The 16,491-nt window shown below is 67.6% G+C and carries 9 protein-coding genes, 3 rRNA genes and 1 pseudogene; 12 read left to right on the forward strand and 1 reads right to left on the reverse strand.

What is annotated here, in order from left to right:
* Positions 1-414: 414 nt before the first annotated feature.
* The 12 genes and pseudogenes from BJ998_RS30415 to BJ998_RS30465 all read left to right on the forward strand — a co-directional run bounded on the left by BJ998_RS30415 (position 415) and on the right by BJ998_RS30465 (position 15,310).
* Positions 415-1,931 (forward strand): 16S ribosomal RNA (locus tag BJ998_RS30415).
* Between the two features lie 354 nt (positions 1,932-2,285).
* Positions 2,286-5,398 (forward strand): 23S ribosomal RNA (locus tag BJ998_RS30420).
* 103 nt (positions 5,399-5,501) lie between these two features.
* Positions 5,502-5,618, forward strand: a 5S ribosomal RNA gene (rrf, locus tag BJ998_RS30425).
* Together the 16S, 23S and 5S rRNA genes form the textbook arrangement of a ribosomal RNA operon.
* A gap of 146 nt (positions 5,619-5,764) precedes the next feature.
* Positions 5,765-8,131 carry a tetratricopeptide repeat protein gene (locus BJ998_RS49260; protein WP_312890401.1) on the forward strand — a complete coding sequence of 789 codons (2,367 nt, stop codon included), beginning with the start codon at positions 5,765-5,767 and terminating at the stop codon, positions 8,129-8,131.
* Entirely contained in the window at positions 8,128-9,126 is a 999-nt protein-coding gene (locus BJ998_RS30435; protein ID WP_184866773.1) for an HAD-IIA family hydrolase, read from the forward strand. Before BJ998_RS49260 ends, BJ998_RS30435 begins: the two co-directional genes overlap by 4 nt.
* 169 nt (positions 9,127-9,295) lie before the next feature.
* Positions 9,296-9,427: a hypothetical protein gene (locus BJ998_RS48705; RefSeq protein WP_281393008.1), complete on the forward strand. Its 132-nt coding sequence runs from the start codon at positions 9,296-9,298 to the stop codon at positions 9,425-9,427.
* Positions 9,428-9,431: 4 nt separating this feature from the next.
* Positions 9,432-10,238: a TlyA family RNA methyltransferase gene (locus tag BJ998_RS30440; protein WP_184866774.1), complete on the forward strand. Its 807-nt coding sequence runs from the start codon at positions 9,432-9,434 to the stop codon at positions 10,236-10,238.
* Positions 10,235-11,146: an NAD kinase gene (locus BJ998_RS30445; RefSeq protein WP_184866775.1), complete on the forward strand. Its 912-nt coding sequence runs from the start codon at positions 10,235-10,237 to the stop codon at positions 11,144-11,146. The genes BJ998_RS30440 and BJ998_RS30445 overlap by 4 nt, the downstream gene beginning before the upstream one ends.
* Before the next feature lie 83 nt (positions 11,147-11,229).
* Positions 11,230-13,023 carry a DNA repair protein RecN gene (gene recN, locus BJ998_RS30450; protein ID WP_184866776.1) on the forward strand — a complete coding sequence of 598 codons (1,794 nt, stop codon included), beginning with the start codon at positions 11,230-11,232 and terminating at the stop codon, positions 13,021-13,023.
* A 22-nt stretch (positions 13,024-13,045) separates the two neighbouring features.
* Positions 13,046-13,315 (forward strand): hypothetical protein, encoded by a 270-nt coding sequence (locus BJ998_RS46665; protein ID WP_221338178.1) that lies wholly within the window; start codon positions 13,046-13,048, stop codon positions 13,313-13,315.
* A 2-nt stretch (positions 13,316-13,317) separates the two neighbouring features.
* Positions 13,318-14,283: a LacI family DNA-binding transcriptional regulator gene (locus BJ998_RS30460; protein WP_184866777.1), complete on the forward strand. Its 966-nt coding sequence runs from the start codon at positions 13,318-13,320 to the stop codon at positions 14,281-14,283.
* A 119-nt stretch (positions 14,284-14,402) separates the two neighbouring features.
* Positions 14,403-15,310, forward strand: a pseudogene (locus BJ998_RS30465) (IS5 family transposase).
* Here the strand turns inward: BJ998_RS30465 and BJ998_RS30470 are convergent.
* Positions 15,296-16,402, reverse strand: coding sequence for an MFS transporter (locus BJ998_RS30470; protein ID WP_184866778.1), 1,107 nt, complete (start codon positions 16,400-16,402; stop codon positions 15,296-15,298). The pseudogene BJ998_RS30465 and the gene BJ998_RS30470 sit on opposite strands and share 15 nt — an antisense overlap.
* Positions 16,403-16,491 lie beyond the last annotated feature (89 nt).

Here is a 16,491-nt window from a genome sequence, read left to right on the forward strand (position 1 = left end):
GGGACTTCCGCTCTGCCGATGCGGTTGCGGGCGCGATTTGACTTCTCGTTCCCCACCGCGTAACTTTCTCTCTGTCAGCGCAACACGGACTCGCCCCGGACCGCCAGGGACTCCCCGGCAGGGACGGTGAGGACGAGCCTGACGATCCGGGACGAACCCAGCGAGTCGCCTCCAACGGGGGCCGATTTGCTTGGGGAGAACGGACCGGCTAAGCTTCAAACACAGCAAAACGGAAACACCAAAGCCCCCGATCGAGGCTTGAAAGAGTCGAGTGACGGTGTGCGTGTGTTCTTTGAGAACTCAACAGCGTACTGTAATAGCCAGTAACAATGAATAACCCCTTAGTGGGTTCCTTTGAGATGGTTATAACTGGTTTGATTGCCAGTTTGTACTAGTCTCGATCAAACACAATCCTTATTGGAGAGTTTGATCCTGGCTCAGGACGAACGCTGGCGGCGTGCTTAACACATGCAAGTCGAGCGGTAAGGCCCTTCGGGGTACACGAGCGGCGAACGGGTGAGTAACACGTGGGCAACCTGCCCTGCACTCTGGGATAAGCCCGGGAAACTGGGTCTAATACCGGATATGACCACTACAGGCATCTGTGGTGGTGGAAAGTTCCGGCGGTGCAGGATGGGCCCGCGGCCTATCAGCTTGTTGGTGGGGTAGTGGCCTACCAAGGCGACGACGGGTAGCCGGCCTGAGAGGGCGACCGGCCACACTGGGACTGAGACACGGCCCAGACTCCTACGGGAGGCAGCAGTGGGGAATATTGCGCAATGGGCGAAAGCCTGACGCAGCGACGCCGCGTGAGGGATGACGGCCTTCGGGTTGTAAACCTCTTTCAGCAGGGACGAAGCGCAAGTGACGGTACCTGCAGAAGAAGCACCGGCTAACTACGTGCCAGCAGCCGCGGTAATACGTAGGGTGCGAGCGTTGTCCGGAATTATTGGGCGTAAAGAGCTCGTAGGCGGTTTGTCGCGTCGACTGTGAAAACCTACAGCTTAACTGTGGGCTTGCAGTCGATACGGGCAGACTTGAGTTCGGTAGGGGAGACTGGAATTCCTGGTGTAGCGGTGAAATGCGCAGATATCAGGAGGAACACCGGTGGCGAAGGCGGGTCTCTGGGCCGATACTGACGCTGAGGAGCGAAAGCGTGGGGAGCGAACAGGATTAGATACCCTGGTAGTCCACGCCGTAAACGGTGGGAACTAGGTGTGGGGGGCTTCCACGTCCTCCGTGCCGTAGCTAACGCATTAAGTTCCCCGCCTGGGGAGTACGGCCGCAAGGCTAAAACTCAAAGGAATTGACGGGGGCCCGCACAAGCGGCGGAGCATGTGGATTAATTCGATGCAACGCGAAGAACCTTACCTGGGCTTGACATGCACTGGAAACCAGTAGAGATATTGGCCCCCTTGTGGCCGGTGTACAGGTGGTGCATGGCTGTCGTCAGCTCGTGTCGTGAGATGTTGGGTTAAGTCCCGCAACGAGCGCAACCCTCGTTCCATGTTGCCAGCGCGTAATGGCGGGGACTCATGGGAGACTGCCGGGGTCAACTCGGAGGAAGGTGGGGATGACGTCAAGTCATCATGCCCCTTATGTCCAGGGCTTCACACATGCTACAATGGCCGGTACAAAGGGCTGCTAAGCCGTGAGGTGGAGCGAATCCCAGAAAGCCGGTCTCAGTTCGGATCGGGGTCTGCAACTCGACCCCGTGAAGTCGGAGTCGCTAGTAATCGCAGATCAGCAACGCTGCGGTGAATACGTTCCCGGGCCTTGTACACACCGCCCGTCACGTCACGAAAGTCGGTAACACCCGAAGCCCGTGGCCCAACCCGTAAGGGAGGGAGCGGTCGAAGGTGGGACTGGCGATTGGGACGAAGTCGTAACAAGGTAGCCGTACCGGAAGGTGCGGCTGGATCACCTCCTTTCTAAGGAGCACCCAACACGAGGCCTGTGGCCGAGTGGAGGATCACTTACTGGAGCGACCGTCTTCAGAGTGATTGCTCATAGATGTGGATGCTGGCTAGATGCAACAGAGCTGGTTGGCCGGCTCGTTAGTACTGCTCTTTGGAGCGTGGAACGCGATGCTGTGCGGGCTGGTTGGGGTTGTCAGTACGCTGTTGGGTCCTGAGGGAACACGCGAAAGCGGTGTTGCTTCGAACCACAGGGTTCGGCCCGAGTTCAAACCGGCCACACGGAGTGTGTGGAGCTAGGTGGCTCGTGAATGGGTTGGACTTCCTGGTTGTTCTTTGAGAACTACACAGTGGATGCGAGCATCTTTGTGGCAAGTTATGAAGAGCACACGGTGGATGTCTTGGCACCAGGAGCCGATGAAGGACGTAGGAGGCTGCGAAAAGCCTCGGGGAGCTGCCAACCGAGCTGTGATCCGAGGGTGTCCGAATGGGGAAACCCGGCCTCAGTCATGTGGGGTCACCCGCGCCTGAATATATAGGGTGTGTGGAGGGAACGTGGGGAAGTGAAACATCTCAGTACCCACAGGAAGAGAAAACAACCGTGATTCCGTGAGTAGTGGCGAGCGAAAGCGGATGAGGCTAAACCATGGACGTGTGATACCTGGCAGGGGTTGCGTTTGTGGGGTCGTGGGATATTGCTTGTCTGGGCTGCTGACCAGGCGGGAAGTCAGAAAACAGTGTGTTAGTGGAATCAGTTTGGGAAACTGGACCGTAGAGGGTGATAGTCCCGTACGCGAAAACATGCTGTCTTCCTTGCAATGCTCCCAAGTAGCAGCGAGCTCGTGGAATTTGCTGTGAATCTGGCGGGACCACCCGCTAAGCCTAAATACTCCCTGGTGACCGATAGCGGACTAGTACCGTGAGGGAAAGATGAAAAGTACCCCGGGAGGGGAGTGAAAGAGTACCTGAAACCGTGTGCTTACAATCCGTCAGAGCCTCCTTTGCAGGGGTGATGGCGTGCCTTTTGAAGAATGAGCCTGCGAGTTAGTGGTACGTGGCGAGGTTAACCTGTGTGGGGTAGCCGTAGCGAAAGCGAGTCCGAATAGGGCGTTTTAGTCGCGTGCTCTAGACCCGAAGCGGGGTGATCTAGCCATGGCCAGGGTGAAGCGCGGGTAAGACCGTGTGGAGGCCCGAACCCACCAGGGTTGAAAACCTGGGGGATGAGCTGTGGTTAGGGGTGAAAGGCCAATCAAACTCCGTGATAGCTGGTTCTCCCCGAAATGCATTTAGGTGCAGCGTCGCGTGTTTCGTGGTGGGGGTAGAGCACTGGATGGCCTAGGGGGCCTACAAGCTTACTGAAGTCAACCAAACTCCGAATACCATTACGTGAGAGCGTGGCAGTGAGACTGCGGGCGATAAGGTTCGTAGTCGAGAGGGAAACAGCCCAGAACACCAGCTAAGGCCCCAAAGTGTGTGCTAAGTGGGAAAGGATGTGGGGTCGCCCAGACAACCAGGAGGTTGGCTTAGAAGCAGCCACCCTTTAAAGAGTGCGTAATAGCTCACTGGTCAAGTGGTCCTGCGCCGACAATGTAGCGGGGCTTAAGCACACCGCCGAAGCTGTGTCATTCGCACATGTGATCCGCGTCAGCTTGCTGGCGTGCAGTCGTGTGGATGGGTAGGGGAGCGTCGTGTGGGGGATGAAGCGGCAGGGGAACCTAGCCGTGGACTCTACGCGAGTGAGAATGCAGGCATGAGTAGCGAATGACGAGTGAGAAACTCGTCCGCCGGATGACCAAGGGTTCCTGGGCCAGGCTAATCCGCCCAGGGTAAGTCGGGACCTAAGGCGAGGCCGACAGGCGTAGTCGATGGACAACGGGTTGATATTCCCGTACCCGTGTAAACGCGTCCATGGTGAGGCTAGTGATGCTAACCGCCCGCGAGCCGCTGAGTCTTCGGATGAGGTGGGGAGTGCGCGGGATCCGATCTAGTAGTAGTCAAGCGATGGGGTGACGCAGGAAGGTAGCTCCGCCAGTGAGTGGTAGTACTGGTGTAAGCGTGTAGGCTGTCAGGGTAGGCAAATCCGTCCTGATGTGTGGCTGAGACGTGATGCGTAGCCGATTGAGGCGAAGTAGAGTGATCCTATGCTGTCGAGAAAAGCCTCTAGCGAGTGTTTATGCGGCCCGTACCCCAAACCGACACAGGTGGTCAGGTAGAGAATACCGAGGCGTTCGGGTGAACTGTGGTTAAGGAACTCGGCAAAATGCCCCCGTAACTTCGGGAGAAGGGGGGCCGAGGGACTTGAAGCCCCTTGCGGGCTAGGGTTTTTCGGCCGCAGAGAGCAGCGAGAAGCGACTGTTTACTAAAAACACAGGTCCATGCGAAGTCGTAAGACGATGTATATGGACTGACGCCTGCCCGGTGCTGGAACGTTAAGGGGACCGGTTAGTCTTTCGGGGCGAAGCTGAGAACTTAAGCGCCAGTAAACGGCGGTGGTAACTATAACCATCCTAAGGTAGCGAAATTCCTTGTCGGGTAAGTTCCGACCTGCACGAATGGCGTAACGACTTCTCGACTGTCTCAACCACAGGCCCGGTGAAATTGCATTACGAGTAAAGATGCTCGTTACGCGCGGCAGGACGGAAAGACCCCGGGACCTTTACTATAGCTTGGTATTGGTGCTCGGTTCGGCTTGTGTAGGATAGGTGGGAGACTGTGAAGCTGGCACGCCAGTGCTGGTGGAGTCGTCGTTGAAATACCACTCTGGTCGTTCTGGGTGTCTAACCTCGGACCGTGATCCGGTTCAGGGACAGTGCCTGGTGGGTAGTTTAACTGGGGCGGTTGCCTCCCAAAGGGTAACGGAGGCGCTCAAAGGTTCCCTCAGCCTGGTTGGCAATCAGGTGTTGAGTGCAAGTGCACAAGGGGGCTTGACTGTGAGACTGACGGGTCGAGCAGGGACGAAAGTCGGAACTAGTGATCCGGCCATGGCTTGTGGAAGCGTGGTCGCTCAACGGATAAAAGGTACCCCGGGGATAACAGGCTGATCTTGCCCAAGAGTCCATATCGACGGCATGGTTTGGCACCTCGATGTCGGCTCGTCGCATCCTGGGGCTGGAGTAGGTCCCAAGGGTTGGGCTGTTCGCCCATTAAAGCGGTACGCGAGCTGGGTTTAGAACGTCGTGAGACAGTTCGGTCCCTATCCGCCGTGCGCGTTGGAGATTTGAGGAAGGCTGTCCCTAGTACGAGAGGACCGGGATGGACGGACCTCTGGTGTGCCAGTTGTCCCGCCAGGGGCATGGCTGGTTGGCTACGTTCGGGAGAGATAACCGCTGAAAGCATCTAAGCGGGAAGCTTGTTCCAAGATGAGATCTCCTACCTCCTTGAGAGGGTAAGGCCTCCTATAGACGATGGGGTTGATAGGCCAGAGATGGAAGCTCGGTAACGGGTGGAGTTGACTGGTACTAATAGGCCGAGGGCTTGTTTACAAAGACGCTTCGCATCCACTGTGTGGTTCTGAAGGAACCAACCAGCGAGGGCTGGGGCCTGTGATGGGTTCTGGGTCTTGGCTGTGGGATTCTTTCATAGTGTTTCGGTGGTGTTGGCGGAGGGGAAACGCCCGGTCCCATTCCGAACCCGGAAGCTAAGCCCTCCTGCGCCGATGGTACTGCACTCGTGAGGGTGTGGGAGAGTAGGACGCCGCCGAACTTAACTTGGGAGGCCCCTGGTTGCGGTAACGCGATCAGGGGCCTTCCGCTATGTCTGGAGTGCCTCCCGAGGAGGCACCCCGAGGGTTGACACGACTACCGTGTCCCCAGGGCCGCATGTTGGCCCGTCGTGTCTAGGAGGTTGTTGTGTCCAGGTTCGGGCAGCGTCCCGGCGATCGTGAGCGCGGTCAGGGCGACCGTCAGCAGCGCACCGGCGGCTATGGATCAAGTGAAGGCCGGGGGCAGCAGCGCGGCGCCGATCGCGGCGAGCGGCGGTCGTACGGCGACCGTCAGCAGGGCGCGCCCCGCCAGGACCGCGGTAACTGGTCCCGCGACAACAACGACCGGGGCGGCAATCGCGGCGCCGGCGGTGGCTACCGCGACCGCAACAGCGACCAGCGTGGCGGTGGCGACCGTCCACGTTGGAACAGCGACCGGGACAGCAACCAGCGCTCGGGCGGCGGCTACCGCTCCGACCGCGCCGGCTCCGGCGACCGCCCGCGCTTCAACGACCGCAACGACCAGCGCGGCGGCGACCGTCCGCGCTATGGCGACCGCGACCAGCAGCGCAGTGGCGACCGGCCCCGCTACGGCGACCGGGACAACCAGCGCCCGCGCTTCAACAATGACCGTGGCGGCGACCGTCCGCGCTACGACAACGACCGTCCTCGCCACGGGGATCGGGACCAGCAGCGTGGTGGCGGGGATCGGCCGCGCTTCAACGACCGTGGCGACCAGCGCGGCGGCGACCGTCCGCGTTACGGCGACCGCGACCAGCAGCGCAGTGGCGACCGGCCCCGCTACGGGGATCGGGACCAGCAGCGCAGTGGCGACCGGCCCCGCTACGGGGATCGGGACCAGCAGCGGGGCGGTGGCGATCGTCCGCGCTTCGGGGACCGGGACAACCAGCGTCCCCGTTTCAACAACGACCGCGGTGGCGACCGTCCTCGGTACAACGACCGGGACAGCGAGCGCCCGCGCTACAACAACCGCGACGCCGGCGACCGGCCGCGGTTCAACGACCGCAACGACCAGCGGGGCGGCGACCGTCCACGTTGGAACAGCGACCGGGACAGCAACCAGCGTTCCGGCGGCGGCTACCGCTCGGACCGTGCCGGCTCGGGTGACCGTCCGCGCTTCAACGACCGCAACGACCAGCGGGGCGGCGACCGTCCGCGCTGGAACAGCGACCGGGACAACAACCAGCGCTCGGGCGGCGGCTACCGCTCCGACCGTGCCGGCTCCGGCGACCGCCCGCGGTCCAACGACCGCGGTGGCGACCGTCCCCGGTACAACGACCGCGTCAACGACCGGGACCGGGACGACCTGCGCGACGGCACGAGCAGCCGGCCGCAGCGGCCGTCGAAGTTCCAGGACCGCAACAGCGACCGTCCGAAGCGGTTCGAGCAGGACCGCACCGGTGACCGGCCGAAGCGGTTCGACGGCGAGCGCAAGCCGCGTGCCGGCCAGACCCGACGCGAGCAGCGGCACGAGCGTCCGCGCCAGTTCGACGAGCGGCCGCCGCTGCGCGCGGTCGAGGACGAGCCGGTCGAGGAGCTCGAGATCGTCGAGCAGGCCGAGGCCGTAGAGGCAGCGGTCGCCGCCGAGGTGGCTCAGGCCGAGACCGCGGAAGCCGCAGCCGAGACGGCCGCCGACGAGGCCGCCGAAACAGGGACCGAGGAGGCCGTCGCCGAGGACCGGGACGAGCCGGAAGCCGAGGCGCAGCAGCAACACGACGAGGTGCCGCAGGCGCAGCGGCAGGACGAGTCGCAGGGGCCGGACCGCGGCGAGCGGGAGCAGCCGCGGCAGGGCAACTCCGGGGCGCCGGAGCTGCCGGAGGGCGCTGTCTTCTCCGCGCTCGACGCCGAGGCGCGCATGGAGCTGCGCAGCCTGCCGAAGGCGCTCGCCGAGGTCGTGGGCGCGCACCTCGTCGCCGCCGGCATGCTGGTGGACGACGAGCCGGAGGAGGCGCTCGCGCACGCCCGGTTCGCCCGGGCCAAGGCGGCCCGGGTCGGTCTGGTGCGCGAGGCCGCCGGCCTGACGGCGTACCACGCGGGCGAGTGGGCGGAGGCGCTGTCCGAGCTGCGCGCGGCCCGGCGCATGAGTGCCGGCCCCGGCCACCTGGCCGTGATGGCGGACTGCGAACGTGCCCTCGGCCGCCCCGAGCGGGCGCTGGACCTGGCCAAGGAGGCCGACGCCCAGCAGCTGACCAAGGCCGAGCAGGTCGAGCTGCGCATCGTCGCCGCCGGCGCGCGGCGCGACATGGGCCAGCTGGAGGCGGCGGTCGTCGCGCTGCAGGGCGAGGACCTCGACCCGGCCAAGCACGAGCCGTGGAGCGCCCGCCTGTTCTACGCCTACGCGGACAACCTCGCGGCCGTCGGCCGCACCGAGGAGGCCATCCGCTGGTTCATGCAGGCCGCCGAGTACGACGAGGACGAGGAGACCGACGCCTCGGAGCGCGCGGTCGAGCTGAGCGAGGGCGACCTGGCCCAGGTCGGCGAGGAGCGGGAGTGACCGAACCGGATCTGCTCGCCGCCTACGACGCCCTGCTGCTCGATCTCGACGGCACCGTCTACCGCGGCGGCGAGGCCGTGCCGGGCGCGGTCGAGGCGATCAAGGCGAGCCGGGATCGCGGCGTCGGCATCCGGTACGTCACCAACAACGCCTCGCGCAAGCCGGCGAGCGTCGCCGCGCACCTGAACGAGCTGGGTTTCCAGGCCGCCGACGAGGAGGTCAGCACCAGCTCCCAGGCTGGCGCGGCGGTGCTGGCCGAGCGTCTCGACCAGGGTGCCCTGGTGCTGATCCTCGGCACGCAGGCGTTGGCCGACGAGGTGACGGCCGTCGGCCTGACGACGACCCGGGAGTTCACTCCCGAGGTCGCCGCCGTCGTGCAGGGGCACTCCCCCGACACGGGCTGGCGCGAGCTCTGCGAGGCGGCGCTGGCCATCCGCAACGGCGCGCTCTGGGTGGCGTGCAACGTCGACGCGACGTTGCCGACCGAGCGGGGTTTAATGCCCGGCAACGGATCCATGGTCGCCGCCCTGCGTGCGGCCACCGATGTGGAACCCGTCGTCGCCGGCAAGCCGGCGCGGCCGCTGATGGACCAGGCGATCCGCTCCGCCGGCGCGCGCAAGCCGCTCGTCGTCGGCGACCGCCTGGACACCGACATCGCCGGCGCCAGTGCCGCCGAGCTGGACGCGCTGCTGGTGCTCACCGGCGTCGCCACCCCGGCGCAGGTGCTCGAAGCGCCGGCCGGACTGCGTCCCCGCTACGTGTCCGCCGACCTGTCCGGCCTGCTCGTGCCGGTGTCCGAGGTGGAGATCGGCAAGCAGCCCGACTGGGACGTGCAGGTCGACGGCGACACGCTCACCGTCAGCGGTTCCGGCGACGCGCTGGCCCTGCTGCGCGGCCTGTGCGCGGCCTGGTGGCAGGCCGGCGGCGGCCCGGTGACCGTTCATGCCGGCGATGAGGCCTCGATGACCGCCTTGGCCGAGCTGAATATCGGCTAGCGTTATCCAGAGACACGCGAGTTACTCCATCCAGGAGCCAGAGATGACCCAGCCGCCAGTTCCGGGTCCGCCGCCGACCACTGGGCGCAGTGTGTCCGCCGGACCGCGCGGACCACTGTGGCCGGCCGACAACAGCGGGGGGCCGGCCCCCCACACCCCCGGCTCACCTATGGCGACCATCGAGTATGCCGTCGCCAGGCTGGCGGAACTCGACACGCTCGACGTCGCCGAGCACCCGGCGCGGTTCGAGGCGGTCCACGCCACGCTGACCGACGCGCTGTCGGCCATCGACGGGTTCTGACACCGTGACCCGCAGGGCGCGGCTCGACGCGGAACTGGTCCGTCGCGGACTGGCCAGGTCCCGCGCGCACGCATCGGAACTGGTCGCCAACGGCCGGGTGACCGTGCGTGGCACCGTGGCGACGAAGGCGGCGACCGCCATCGAGGCGGACACGCCCGTCATCGTGCGTGAGGACGACGACGACCCGAACTGGGCGTCCCGCGGCGCGTACAAGCTGGTCGGCGCGCTCGACGCGTTCGACATCGAGGTCGACGGCCGCCGCTGCCTGGACGCCGGCGCGTCCACCGGCGGCTTCACCGACGTGCTGCTGCGCCGCGGCGCGCGCGAGGTGGTCGCCGCCGACGTGGGCCGCGGCCTGCTGCTGTGGCGGCTGCAGACCGACGACCGGGTCGTCGTGCTGGACAAGACCAACGTGCGTGCGTTGAACCCGGAGTTGACCGGTGGCGTCGTCGATCTCGTGGTCGCCGATCTCTCCTTCATCTCGCTCGGCCTGGTGCTGCCCGCCCTGCTGTCCTGCACGGCCGAGGACGGCGACATCGTGCCGATGGTCAAGCCGCAGTTCCAGGTGGGCAAGGACAACGTCGGTCCCGGCGGGGTGGTGCGCGGCTCGCGGCTGCGCGCGCAGGCCGTGCTCGGCGTCGTCGGCGAGGCCGCCGAGCTGGGGCTGCGCCTGCACGGTGTGGTCGCCAGCCCGCTGCCCGGCCCGTCCGGCAACGTCGAGTACTTCGTGTGGTTGCGGCGCGGCGAGCCGCTGCCGGCCGAGCAGGCCGAGGAGCTGGTCGCCACCGCGGTCCGGGAGGGGCCGAAATGACGCAGCTCAACGTGAACGGCGACCGGGAGATCCTGCTGGTCGTGAAGACGGGCCGGCAGACCAACCTGCGGCTGGCCGAGAAGGTCGCCGGGCGCTTCGCCGAGGCCGGCATCCGGCTGCGCGTCGTCGAGGACGAGGCCGCCGACCTGGACCGCTCCTGCTACGCCGAGGTGGCGCCGGCCAGCACCGCGGCCGTCGGCACCGAGCTGGTGTTCGCCCTCGGCGGCGACGGCACGCTGCTGCGGGCCGCCGAGCTGGCCCGTCCGTTCGGCACGCCGGTGCTGGGCGTCAACCTGGGCCGGGTCGGCTTCCTGGTCGAGGCCGAGATGGACGACCTGGACGAGGCCGTGCAGCGGGTGATCGACCGCAGCTACCACGTCGAGGAGCGGATGACGCTGGACGTGGCGGCGACCGTGCAGGGCGAGGTCATCGCCCACACCTGGGCGCTCAACGAGGCCAGTGTGGAGAAGAGCAGCCGGGAGCGGGTGCTGGACGTGGTCGTCGAGGTCGACGGCCGCCCGGTCTCCGCATTCGGCTGCGACGGTGTGTTGTGCGCCACACCGACCGGCTCGACGGCGTACGCGTTCTCCGCGGGCGGCCCCGTGGTGTGGCCGGACCTGGATGCGCTGCTGGTGGTGCCGAGCAACGCGCACGCGCTGTTCGCCCGCCCGTTCGTGGTGTCGCCGACCTCGGTGGTGGCCTTCGAGATCGACCCGCACGGGCACCCCGCGGTGCTGTGCTGCGACGGCCGCCGGCTGGTCGAGCTGCCCGCCGGCACCCGCGTGGAGGTGGCGCACTCCAGCACCCCGGTCAAGCTGGTGCGGCTGAAGCAGGACCCGTTCTCGGACCGCCTTGTCAACAAGTTCGCGTTGCCGGTGCAGGGATGGCGCGGCCCGGTTCTCGACTGACCAGCCCGTTCGGGCTGGCGGCGCTGACCGGTTTGGCGCGCCCCGGTCGTGGAACGTCAGGGGTTGGCACTAGTGTTCGACCTGTGCTGATCGAGATGCGTATCCAGGGTCTGGGCGTGATCGATGAGGCCAGCATCGAACTCCACCGGGGTTTGACGGTGGTCACGGGCGAGACCGGCGCCGGCAAGACGATGGTGGTCACGGGCCTGCACCTGCTCAGCGGTGGGCGGGCCGAGGCGTCGCGCGTGCGCACCGGGGTGGAGCGCGCCGTGGTCGAGGGTCGCTTCCACACGCCGCCGGGCAGCCCGGCGGCGGAGGTCGCGGCGAACGCGGGCGCCGACCCGGACGAGGACGGCAGCCTGATCGCGGTGCGCACGGTCAGCACCGACGGCCGGTCCCGCGCGCACCTGGGCGGCCGGTCGGTGCCGGTCGGGGTGCTCGCGGAGCTGTCCGAGCAGCTGATCGCCGTGCACGGGCAGAACGACCAGCTGCGGCTGACCCGGCCCGCCGAGCAGCGCGGTGTGCTGGACCGGTTCGCGGGCGAGGCGGTCGCCGAGCCGCTGGGCCGGTACCGGGAGCTGCGCGAGCAGTGGGTCGCGGTGTCCAACGAGCTGGTCGAGCGCACGGAGAAGTCGCGGGAGATGGCCCGCGAGGCCGATCTGCTCAAGCACGGCCTGGCCGAGATCGCCGCCGTCGACCCGAAGCCGGGCGAGGACGAGGAGCTGCACGCCGAGGCGCGGCGGCTCGCGGACGTGGACCAGCTTCGTGAGGCGGCGTCCGGCGCCCAGTTCTCGTTGAGCGGGGCCGCGGACGCGGAGGTCGAGGCTGTCGGCGCGCTGGGCATGATCGCCGAGGCGCGGCGCCGGTTCTCCTCGACCGAGGACCCGAAGCTGCGGGACCTGGAGCCCCGGCTGGCCGAGGCGTCGGTGCTGCTCACGGACGTGGCGACCGAGCTCGTCGGCTACCTGGAGTCGTTGGACGCCGACCCGGCGCGGCTGGAGCAGGTGCTGGCGCGGCAGCAGGAGTTGAAGCAGCTGACCCGCAAGTACGCGGCCGACATCGACGGCGTGCTGGAGTGGGCGCGCGTGTCGCAGGAGCGGCTGGAAGGGCTGGACACGTCCGAGGAGGCGCTGGCCGAGCTGGCGCGCCGCCGGGACGAGCTGGCCGGGCAGCTGGCCGAGGCGGCCAAGGAGGTCAGCGCCGAGCGCGCGGCCGCGGCCGAGGACCTGGGCAAGGCCGTCACCGAGGAGCTCGGCGGCCTGGCCATGGCGCACGCCACCGTGGAGGTCGCGGTGCTGCCGCGGGTCGCGGAGGCCGACGATCCGGTGGCGCTGACCATTGACGGCGAGCGCCTGCACGCCGGCCGTGAGGGCGTCGACGACGTGGAGTTGCGGCTGATCGCGCACCCTGGGGCGCCGGCGCTGCCGGTGAACAAGGGTGCGTCCGGTGGCGAGCTGTCGCGGGTGATGCTGGCGCTGGAGGTCGTGCTGTCGCACGCCGACCCGGTGCCGACGCTGGTGTTCGACGAGGTGGACGCCGGTGTCGGCGGCCGCGCCGCGGTCGAGGTCGGCCGCCGGCTGGCCCGGCTGGCCCGCAGCCACCAGGTGATCGTCGTGACGCACCTGCCGCAGGTGGCCGCCTACGCGGACCGGCACATGGTGGTGAGCAAGGTCGCCGAGGGCGGGCTGACCAGCAGCGGCGTGCGGGTGCTGGACGAGTCGGAGCGGGTGGTGGAGCTGGCCCGCATGCTCGCCGGCCTGGACTTCACCTACACCGGTCGGGCGCATGCCGAGGAGTTGCTGGACGCCGCCCGCACCGACAAGAAGGCGGACGAGCCGGCGCGCAAGACGCGGAAGCGGGCCGCCGCCAAGAAGTAGCGCCGGTCATGGAGGGGGAGACATGGGGACCGCCGACGACCTGGTCGCGCTCTCGGACTTCGCATGGGAGCGCCTGCGCAACCGGATGGCCGGGCTGATGGACGCTGTGCCCGCGCCGCCCGTTCCGGGCAGGGCTCGGGGCCTCGCTCTCTCCTGCGTCGGCGGCGGCTCGCGCGGCGGTTTCTACGCCAGCGACACGCGGCGGTCGTTTGTGCTGCACATCCTGGACGAGCTCATCCATCACGGCGCCGAGGCCGCGTTGCTGCGGGACCTCTACGGCCACCGGGCCTGACCGTGCGCCGGCCGACGCTGGAGGACGTCGCCCGCCTGGCGGGCGTGTCCCGGTCGACCGTGTCCCGGGTGATCAACCGGCAGCCCGGCGTCGCCCCGTCGCATCGGCGGCTGGTGCAGGAGGCCATCGTCGAACTCGGCTACCGGCCGCATCTCGGCGCCCGGGCGCTCGCGTCCGGCCGGGCGGACACCGTCGACCTGGTGATCGTCGACGACGATCCGGACGCGTTGAGCGCCAACCCGCACTACGCGCGGGTCATCGCCGGCGCGGTGAAGGCGTTGGCGAGCAACGACATCAGGCTCCAGATCCGGCTCGTCCCCGCGTCGGGAGCGGTTGGGGCGGGCGGGCTGAAGCTGGGCGCGCTGCTGGTCAACGTGCGGCCCGAGCTGGCGCAGCAGCTGCGGCGTGGCTACGGCTGGGTGGTGTCGATGGGCCGGTCGGCGCCGCGGGTGGCGTCCATCGAGCCCGACAACGCCGACGGCGGGCGGCTCGCCGTCGACCACCTCTACCGGGACGGACGGCGTCGGATCGCCGTGATCGGCGGCCCCGAAAGCAACCCTTGTGCCGTTGACCGCCGCGAAGGCGGCCTTCGTTCCATCCGAGAGGCCGGCCTGGAACCGGTTGTGGGCCAAGGGGACTTCACCCTGGCCACCGCCGAGCGCGTGACCCGCCGGCTGATCGACGAACATCCCGATGTCGACGCCGTGTTCGCCGCCTGCGACATGACCGCCGCCGGTGCGCTGCGGGCGTTGACCGCCGCCGGCCGCCGCGTGCCCGACGACGTCGCCGTTGTCGGCTTCGACGACGGGGTCATTGCGGCGTCGGCGGGTCTGACCTCCGTGCGGCAAACCGTCGAGGAGAACGCCGCCTCGGCGACGCGGATGGTGTTAGCCCGCGACGGCGGCCGGGTCTTCGTGCCGGTCAGCCTGACGGTTCGGCAGAGCAGCGGACAGCACGGCGACGCCTAGGTCGTGTTTCAAAGGTCAGGGGCCATACAGATGATCACGTCGGCGTGTCGGTGATCAGATAAGGGAGGTCTCCGGTAGACGGGTTAGCGACCAAGCAAACCTGAAACACCGGAGACCTCGTGCCCAGCGTAGCGGCCACGGGGCGGTTCGATCTGACCGACGCGCAGTGGGCGGTGCTGCAACCGCTGCTGCCCGTCGGTGTGAAGCCGGGCCGCCCGCCGAAATGGACCAAGCGACAACTCATCGACGGGATCCGCTGGCGGGTCCGGGTCGGCGCGCCGTGGCGGGACGTGCCGCCGGTCTACGGTCCTTGGCAGACCGTGTACGGGTTGTTCCGCCGCTGGCAGCGGGCCGGGATCTGGCAGCGCATCCTGACCGTGTTGCAGACCCACGCCGACGCCGCGGGGCTGATCAGTTGGGATGTGAGCGTGGATTCCACGATCGCGCGGGCGCATCAGCATGCGGCGGGTGCGCGGAAAAGGGGGATCTGCAGGTCGAACCGCCGAGTAGCGAGACGGGCGGTGTCGAGCTGGACGATCACGGGCTGGGCCGGTCCCGGGGCGGGTGGACCACCAAGCTGCACCTGGCCTGCGAGCAGCGGCGTAAGCCGTTGGCGCTGGTGGTGACCGCGGGCCAGCGTGGGGACAGCCCGCAGTTCACGGTGGTGCTCGGGCAGATTCGGGTGCCCCGGCTGGGGGCGGGACGGGCGCGGTGTCGGCCGGATCGGGTGTTAGCGGACAAGGCCTACAGCTCGCGGGCGAACCGGGGTTATCTGCGTCGGCGTGGGATCAAGGCGACCATCGCCCAGCCTCGTGACCAGGCCGCCCACCGCCGTGCCAAGGGGTCACGGGGTGGGCGGCCGCCGGCGTTTGATGCGGAGGTCTACAAGCAGCGTCATGCCGTGGAGTGCGGGATCAGCCTGCTCAAACAGCATCGGGCGGTGGCCACGCGCTATGACAAGCTGGCTGTGCGATATCAGGCCACGGTCACCATCGCAGCGATCAACGTCTGGCTACGCCGCATCTGAAACACGACCTAGCCCGCCGACCGCCATCGCCGCGCCGACCCAGCTCGTCGCCGTGTAGCCATCGGCCGTCACGGCGAGCCCCGCGAGGTAGGCGCCGGAGGCGTTGCCGAGGTTGAACGCCGCCACCGCCGCCGACGACGCCTGCGTCGTACCGCCGCCCGTGGCGATCACGCGACTGGTGAACGCCGGCACCGTCGCGAACGCGACCACGCCAAGCGCGAACAACGTGACGACTGAGGGCAGCGCCGCGAAGACGAGCAGCAGCGCGGTCAATGCCAGCAGCAGCACGATGATCGTGCCCATCAACCGCCAGTCCGCCGCCCTTGCCCCCAGCCAGTTGCCGAGCACCAGGCCGACGCCGAACACGATCAGCAGCCACGACAGGTCAGCCGGCGCGTAACCGGCCAGCGTTGTCATGATCGGCGCGATGAACGTGTACGGCGCATACACCGCGCCGAAACCCAGTGCCGTCATCGCCAGTGCCAGCCACAGTTGCGGTCGTCGGAACACCGCCGTGTCATTGCTCGACGCGAGGGCGCGCATTGGTGGCGCCAGCGCCGCGATTCCCGCCATGCCGGCAACCCCGAGGCCCGCCACCGCCCAGAACGTGACGCGCCATCCCCAGTGCTGGCCGATGAAGGTGCCCATCGGCACGCCGACCACTGTGGACAGTGTCAGCCCCGTGAACATCGCCGCGATCGCCCGCGCCCGGCGTTGCGCACCCGCCATCTCCGCCGCCGCCAGCGAGCCCACGCCCAGGAACGCCCCGTGACACAGCGCCGCCAGCACCCGTCCGAGCAGCATCACGCCAAACCCCTGCGCCACCGCCGACGTCACGTTGCCCGCCACGAACAACACCAGCAGCCCCAGCAGCGCCTGCTTCCTCGGCAGCCGCGACACCGCCACCGTGACAAGCGGCGCGCCGATCACCACCCCCATGGCATACCCGGACACCAGCAGGCCGGCGCTCGGGATGCTGACTCCGAGGTCGGTCGCCAACTCGGGCAGCAACCCGGCGATCACGAACTCCGTCGTGCCGATCGCGAACGCGCTCACCGCCAGCGCCGCCAGCGCCGGCCCCGTCTTCGTCATGATCGGGACTGCACACCCGAGAGCGCTCCCAGCTCAATGGGTGTTCAGGGAGGAGAGGGGGAGAAGCCGGCGCGGGGTGGCGACAGTTG

Source organism: Kutzneria kofuensis (genome assembly GCF_014203355.1).
Taxonomy (GTDB): Bacteria; Actinomycetota; Actinomycetes; order Mycobacteriales; family Pseudonocardiaceae; genus Kutzneria; species Kutzneria kofuensis.